Annotated in this window: 7 protein-coding genes and 1 tRNA gene; 2 read left to right on the forward strand and 6 right to left on the reverse strand. The window is 63.6% G+C overall.

The window, feature by feature from the left end; all coding sequences use genetic code 11:
* The coding region (locus VMA74_RS16545) for an S-adenosylmethionine:tRNA ribosyltransferase-isomerase (RefSeq protein WP_325368937.1) at window positions 1-227 on the reverse strand (227 nt) is incomplete at its 3' end.
* A gap of 144 nt (window positions 228-371) precedes the next feature.
* Here VMA74_RS16545 and VMA74_RS16550 point away from each other — a divergent pair.
* Window positions 372-1,751: a M28 family metallopeptidase gene (locus VMA74_RS16550; RefSeq protein ID WP_414649627.1), complete on the forward strand. Its 1,380-nt coding sequence runs from the start codon at window positions 372-374 to the stop codon at window positions 1,749-1,751.
* Between the two features lie 45 nt (window positions 1,752-1,796).
* On the opposite strand, the gene VMA74_RS16555 is transcribed toward VMA74_RS16550, so the two are convergent.
* The 3 genes from VMA74_RS16555 to VMA74_RS16565 form a co-directional block, all read right to left on the reverse strand.
* On the reverse strand, window positions 1,797-3,020 hold the full coding sequence (locus VMA74_RS16555; protein ID WP_325368939.1) for an RtcB family protein: 1,224 nt from the start codon (window positions 3,018-3,020) through the stop codon (window positions 1,797-1,799).
* Between the two features lie 89 nt (window positions 3,021-3,109).
* On the reverse strand, window positions 3,110-4,234 hold the full coding sequence (locus VMA74_RS16560) for a slipin family protein (protein WP_325368941.1): 1,125 nt from the start codon (window positions 4,232-4,234) through the stop codon (window positions 3,110-3,112).
* A 388-nt stretch (window positions 4,235-4,622) separates the two neighbouring features.
* Window positions 4,623-4,688: transfer RNA gene (locus tag VMA74_RS16565), tRNA-Ala, on the reverse strand.
* Between the two features lie 476 nt (window positions 4,689-5,164).
* Between VMA74_RS16565 and VMA74_RS16570 the strand changes: the two genes are divergently transcribed.
* Window positions 5,165-5,302, forward strand: coding sequence for a hypothetical protein (locus tag VMA74_RS16570; RefSeq protein WP_325368943.1), 138 nt, complete (start codon window positions 5,165-5,167; stop codon window positions 5,300-5,302).
* A gap of 126 nt (window positions 5,303-5,428) precedes the next feature.
* Here VMA74_RS16570 and VMA74_RS16575 read toward each other — a convergent pair whose 3' ends face one another.
* Both VMA74_RS16575 and VMA74_RS16580 read right to left on the reverse strand, forming a co-directional pair.
* Window positions 5,429-6,031 (reverse strand): response regulator transcription factor, encoded by a 603-nt coding sequence (locus VMA74_RS16575; RefSeq protein ID WP_325368944.1) that lies wholly within the window; start codon window positions 6,029-6,031, stop codon window positions 5,429-5,431.
* Window positions 6,028-6,767, reverse strand: a 740-nt coding sequence (locus tag VMA74_RS16580) for a sensor histidine kinase (protein ID WP_325368946.1), incomplete at its 5' end; no start/stop codon positions are given. The genes VMA74_RS16580 and VMA74_RS16575, both read right to left, overlap by 4 nt.

The raw sequence follows: 6,767 nt of genomic DNA on the forward strand, positions 1-6,767 counted from the left end.
TCGTTGAACACCAGCAGATCGCCCTTGCGCAGCAGCGAGGGCAGGTCGCGGAACATGCGGTCCTGCCAGGTGCGCGTGGGCACGTTGAGCAGCAACAGGCGGCTGGCGCTGCGTTCGGCCAGCGGCGCCTGCGCGATCAGCTCTGGCGGTAGATCGAAGTTGAAATCGGATTTCTTCACGGTGCTGGTAGATGGGCAGTGTGGTGCGGGCGGGACGGGGTGGGCCATTATCGCCCATCGAAGCCCGCCACCCGCGGCCATTCCGCGTTTGCTGGCCCACCACGTCAGCCAGGCGCCATTCGTGCACAATCCCGGTCCAGCAACGGGCGTCCGCCCGAAGCGCCCTTCATGCCGAAAGCACAAGGAACGCCCATGCCTCGTTACGCCCTTCCCTGCTCGCTCGCCATGCTTGTCGCGCTATGCGGCAACAGCTGCCTGGCGCAGACCGCTCCGACCTATCCGCACGAACAGGCCGATCTGCACGCCCTGGCCAGCGCGCCGGACGAAGCCCAGTTGCGCGACACCATCACCACGCTGGTCGGCTTCGGCACCCGCCACACGCTCTCCGACACCACTTCGCCCAAGCGCGGCATCGGCGCGGCGCGGCGCTGGGCGAAGTCGCGTTTCGAGGCCATCTCGCACGACTGCGGCGGCTGCCTGGAGATCGTCACGCCCTCCCAGACCGTTACCGGCAAGCGCATTCCCAAGCCGACCGAAGTGATGGACGTGGTGGCGATCAAGCGCGGCAGCAGCGATCCGCAACGGGTGATCGTGATGACCGGCCACCTGGATTCGCGCGTCAGCAACGTAATGAACGCTACCAGCGATGCGCCCGGCGCCAACGACGATGCCTCCGGCGTCGCCGCGCTGATCGAGGCGGCACGCTTGCTGTCCAAGCAAGACAACCGCGCCACCCTGGTTTTTGCGGCGCTTTCCGGCGAGGAACAGGGGCTGTACGGCGGCAAGGTGCTGGCCGACTACGCCAAGGCGCAGGGCTGGCAGGTCGAGACCGATCTCAACAACGACATCATCGGCAACAGCCGCGGCCAGAATGGCGTGCGTGACAACACCGTCGTGCGCATCTTCAGCGAAGGTACGCGCAGCACGGAAACGCCCGAGCAGGCCAAGGCGCGCAACTACTTCGGCGGCGAAGTCGATTCGCCTTCGCGCAACGTGGCGCGCTATATGGCCGCGCTGGCCGATCAATACCTGCCCGACTTGCACGTACGCATGATCTACCGCACCGACCGCTACGGCCGCGGCGGCGACCAGGTACCGTTCCTGGAAGCCGGCTATCCCGCCGTGCGCATCACCGAAGGCCACGAGGATTACACGCATCAACACCAGGACGTACGCGAGGAACACGGCGTTAAATACGGTGACACCATCGACGGCATCGATTTCCGGTATCTGGCACGCGTCACGGCCTTGAACACCATCACTATGGCATCCCTCGCGCGCGCACCGGCGCCACCGGCGCACGTTACCGTCAGCGGCGCCGTGACGACCGACACCACGCTGAGCTGGCAGAAGGTACCCGGCGCGGCGGATTACCGCGTGCATTGGCGCGACACCACCGCGCCGCAGTGGCAATACAGCCGCAACGTGGGCGATGTCGATCGCTACGTGCTGAAGGATGTGGTGATCGACGATTGGTTCTTTGGTGTTTCGGCGGTATCGGCCGACGGCTATGAAAGCCCGGCGGTGTTTCCGGGCGATGCGGGGAGCTTTGCCCTGCCTGCGGCGCGATGAAAAAAGCCGCCTCGTCGAGGCGGCCATTCCAGCCTGCGATGCGCATCATCCTTTTACGCAAAGCACCTGCCGCAGCGTGTGCAGTACTTCCACCAGGTCCGTCTGCGCAGCCATCACCGCATCGATCGACTTGTACGCCGCCGGCGACTCGTCGATCACGCCCGCATCCTTGCGGCATTCCACATGTGCCGTCGCGGCCCGATGCTGTGACAGCGTGATGTTTTGCCGCGCTGCCGTACGGCTCATCACGCGTCCGGCACCGTGGCTGCAGCTATGGAAGCTGTCCGGGTTGCCCTTGCCGCGCACGATGTAGCTGCGTGTGCCCATGCTGCCCGGAATGATGCCCAGCTCGCCTTCCCTGGCGCTCACCGCGCCTTTGCGCGTCACCAGCAGCGATTCGCCGCCGTGCGTTTCACGTTGGACATAGTTGTGGTGGCAATTCACCGCCAGCCGGTCCAGCTGGAACGTCGGCAGGCGATGGCGCATCTCGTCCAGCACACGCGCCAGCATCGCCTCGCGATTGTGCCGCGCGTAATCCTGCGCCCAGGACACGGCTTCCACGTAGTCCTCGAACAGCGGCTCGCCCTCCATGAAGAACGCCAGGTCCTTGTCCGGCAGATGAAAGCCAAGCACGCGATGCGCCAGCTCTTCGCGCGCACGCTCGATGAAGTACGTGCCGATCAGGTTGCCGGTGCCACGCGAACCGGAGTGCAGCATCACCCACACCGCATCCGTCTGGTCGAGGCAGATTTCGATGAAGTGGTTGCCGCCGCCCAGCGTGCCGAGCTGCCTGTCCAGCTTGTCGGTGCGAATGCGGCGATGCTTGGCCTTGATCGCCTGCAAACGCTCGTAAAGCCCCGACGCAGCCAGGCGCGTTTCGACGCTCGCCGGCATGCGGTGGTGATCGCCGCCGCGCCCGTTGCCGACCGGTACGCCGCGCTCGATGCTCGAACGCAGCTGTGCCAGGTTGTCCGGCAGGTCTTTCGCCTGCAGCGTGGTACGCACCGCGGCCATGCCACAGCCGATATCCACGCCGACGGCGGCCGGAATGATCGCGCCGCGCGTCGGCACCACCGAACCCACGGTGGCGCCCTTGCCAAGATGCACGTCCGGCATCACCGCCACCCACGGGCCGACGAACGGCAGTGTGGCAATGTTTTGCAATTGGCGATGCGCCTGCTCTTCCAGCGGCACCCCGCGCACCCAGCCCTTGATGGGCGTGGCGCTGCCTTCGGCGTGCAGCAGTTGGTATTGGGATTGCGTTTCCATGTTTTTTCTATCCATTGAATTTGTAGGTTGGGGTGAGCTTGCGAACCCCAACGGGTCATGTGCCTGGCGGTGTTGGGGTTCGCATGCGCTCACCCCAACCTACCGGCAAGCTGATTCAATACGCCGTCCAGGCCGCCGAACACGGTGAGCGTGCCGATCTTCTCGGTGACCTTTTCCAAGGCCTCCAACTCCTTCAGGCGCATCAGCGTCGGGCTTTCCTCGATCAGCCTGGCTGTGTTGAGCAGGGAACGCGTGGCGTTCGCCTCCTCGCGACGACGGATCACGTTGGCTTGCGCCGCCTTTTCCGCCTGCACCACGCCGTTGAGGATTTCCTTGATGTCGCCGGGCAGGATCACGTCTTTCACGCCCACGCCGAGCACGTCCAGACCCAGCTCGCTCACGCGGCCGTGCACGTAGGCGAAGATGTCGGAGTCCAGCGACGCCTTGTCGCCCAGCAGTTCGTCCAGCGTCTTGGCGGAAACCGCCTTGCGCAGGCCGTACTGCAGCTCGCGGTACAGGTAATCACCGTACTTGGCGACCTTGGTACGCGCAGCAATCGGATCGACCACACGCACGCTGGCCGCCAGGTTCACGCGCAGGCTCACCTTGTCGCGCGTCAACAGCTCCTGGCCGGAAACCTCCACCGACTGCACGCGCAAGTCGATCACCTCGGCCGCTACGTTCTTGCGGAAATTCCAGAAGGCATAGGCACCCGGCGCCAAGGCACGCACCAGCTTGCTGTCGACGAACAACAGACCCGTGGACTCCACCGGTACATCGACGGTGACGGCGACCTTGGACAGCGCGCCCAGCTGGCGCAAACGCGCCACCACGTTGGCATCGATCGCCAGCGATTCGGACAGCCACACCCGTTGCACTTCGATCTGCACCAGCGCATGCCAATAGAGCTTGCGCGTACCCGGCGCCAGCACGTCTTCGAGCTTGCCGTTCTTCAACACCAGGCCGACATGGTCCGTACCGACGTCGGCCACCAGGAAGTGCTTGGCAAGCTCGTCGTTTGTCGATGCCATCAGCACCTCGGCATCGTTGCCGCTGTATTCCGGGCGCGCGACGTTGTGCACCACCACGGCGATGCGGTCGAACGGGTCGACGTAACGATACACGCCGGCCGTCAACACGGCCTGCACGCGACGGTTGCGATACAGCAAACCGCGTTCGCCGTCGCCGATCACGATTTGCTTGATCCAGGACATGGGAATACTCCTTTTCGTTTTCCCGATTCGGTCCGCTTGATAATCCGTCACGCCGGCAGACCATTCGTACGTGACGTTTATTTCGAAAATGGCGGGCGCACTACGCCCTCCCTTCCGGGATAATCGGCGCATAAACCATCCGCGTCGATTTAAAAAGTGGAAACACCCCATTACGCATACAAGGCGGGATATAGGTGCCTTGCATGGGGAGATCACCGTTTCCATGCACCGGTCGGCTTGCCGCGTCCGGTGCGTATCCACGGCGACCCGCCCAGGCTTGGGACGGACATCCGGCTTTGTACCCGCTGCGCCACTGGCTGATCGCCATCCTTGGCGATCCATCCAGTCCACGCACGGGGCGTTTCCTGTTGAGGGGCTTTCGCCCCGATTGGAGCGGGAGTCGAACCCGCGACAGTCGGATTGCTGATCCGATGCTCTACCTCTGAGCTATCCAGTGGAACGACGTGCCGGATTCGAACCGGCGGCCAACCGCATCATCTGCAGCTGCTCTAACCTCTGAGCTAACGTCGATAACCGCAACATCCGCATGCAGGCTTCGGTATACGCCAGAGGCAAAACCCCGCGCACCGGATGGGCTTTTTGAACCCATGCCGCTGAAACCTGTCGTTTTGATGCTGCATATCGCCGACTGTTTCCAATCGGCAATGCGTGCGGGCGCAAGCGCCCGAATAGATGAAACCGATCCATCGCCGCCCGCACCGAAGCACCCAGGTGCAGCGCACATGCGCCTGTAGCAGCCGCGCCCTTTGCTTCGGCGCGGGCCCGCACCGGGTGCTTCAGAGCGTAAGAGATATTCCGCAGACCGGATTCACCATGTGTTGTCGCATGACCATTCCTTGCGAACGCCAAAAACAAAACGCCCCCGGGTGTGGCGACCCGAGGGCGTTCGCGTTGCCTCGGGAGATCGGGGTGACCGATCTCCGCGAGAGAGTCGGTCAATCAGTGAAAAACTTGGGGCATATGCCGCCCACCCTGCGCGCACGGCAGCACGTCGCGATTTTTGCGCGACAGCAAACCGATTTTTACGAGGTGATGCAGCATGATTGAACCCTTGAATAAATCGCCGGCATGGGCGAAGGACGCGAACATTACGTTAGGTTTATTTTTAATGCAAGCGTTTTTTGGCTAAGAATATTTCCTAACGCAACGACCACAAACGAATTAAATAGGTAACTACAACCAACCTTTCTGCCGCGCCAGCCGATACGCCTCGATACGATTGGCGGCACCCAGCTTGCCAATGGCGTCGGATAGATAATTGCGCACCGTGCCATGCGAGAGATTGAGCTTGGTGGCGATGTCGCCGGCAGACTGGCCTTCACCGGCAAACCGCAACACCTGCCGCTCGCGATCATTCAGGGGATCGGCTTCCGACCAGGCTTCCAACGCCAGTTGCGGATCGATCGAACGGCCACCGCGATGCACCATGCGCAAGGCTTCGGCAAGGTTCTCCGCGGGCGCGTCTTTCAGCAGGTAACCCGATACGCCCGCATCCAGCGCACGGCGCAAGAAACCGGGGCGCGCGAAGGTGGTGACGATGACGCACTTCACCGGCAGCTCGTGGCGGTGAATGCGCTGCGCCAGCTCGAGCCCGGTGATGCCGGGCATTTCGATATCGGTAACCAGCACGTCCGGTTTCAACCGCTGCACGTCGCGCCAGGCGGTTTCGCCGTCGGGTGCAGAGCCGAGCACTTCGATATCCGATTCCAGATTCAGCAGCGCAGACAGCGCGCCGCGCACCATGGCCTGGTCTTCCGCCAGCAGCACGCGGATCATGCGGCTCGCCCGGCAAGATCGCCTTGGCTTGCTATCTCGGGAATAACCAGTTGCTTCTGCGCCCGCAACGGTACGCTGATCAGCAGGCGCGTGCCGCGGCGCGGCGGCGAATCGACCTGCAGGCTGCCGCCGATAGCGCGCACGCGCTCACACATGCCGCTCATCCCATTGCCGTGCGCAACGAGGGCGCCTTTTCCGTTGTCGCTGATCTGCATGTCCAGTTTTTCTTCCGTGCGGACAAAGCGCACGCCGGCCTCGGTGGCATCGGCATGCCGGTGGATGTTGGTCATGGCTTCGCGAATGACCAGCGCAAGCGTGCGCTCGACGTCCTGCGGCAGCGCATCGGGCAGTGCACCGTAATCCAGGCGCACGGCGGAGGATTCCAGCAGCAGTCGCGCGGAAGCCAGCTCCGCGGCAAGATCGGTCGAGCGGATGCCGGTGACCGCGGCGCGCACTTCCGCCAGCGCGTGGCGGGCGACGCGTTCGGCTTCCTCCAGCTCGCGCCGCGCGGCGGCGCTGTCGCGATCGAACAGCTTGCGCGAAAGCTCCAGCTTCAAGGTGATCAGCGAGAGGGTATGCCCGAGCAAGTCATGCAGATCGCGCCCGATGCGCTCGCGCTCCGCTGTCGCCGCCAGGCGGCGGACCTCCTCCTGCGACAGGCGCAAGGCGGCGTCGCGCTCGCGGTTCTTGATCTCGACGAAGATCACCGTGCAAATGATGAGCGTCATCACCGGTA

The sequence above is a fragment of the Dyella sp. genome (assembly GCF_035508675.1).
Taxonomy (GTDB): domain Bacteria; phylum Pseudomonadota; class Gammaproteobacteria; order Xanthomonadales; family Rhodanobacteraceae; genus Dyella_B.

Excerpts from the sequence above, each read along its gene's own strand:
- VMA74_RS16555 (WP_325368939.1), bottom strand. The coding sequence starts at position 3,020 with ATGGAAACGCAATCCCAATACCAACTGCTGCACGCCGAAGGCAGCGCC.
- VMA74_RS16550 (WP_414649627.1), top strand. The coding sequence starts at position 372 with ATGCCTCGTTACGCCCTTCCCTGCTCGCTCGCCATGCTTGTCGCGCTA.
- VMA74_RS16560 (WP_325368941.1), bottom strand. The coding sequence starts at position 4,234 with ATGTCCTGGATCAAGCAAATCGTGATCGGCGACGGCGAACGCGGTTTG.
- VMA74_RS16575 (WP_325368944.1), bottom strand. The coding sequence starts at position 6,031 with ATGATCCGCGTGCTGCTGGCGGAAGACCAGGCCATGGTGCGCGGCGCG.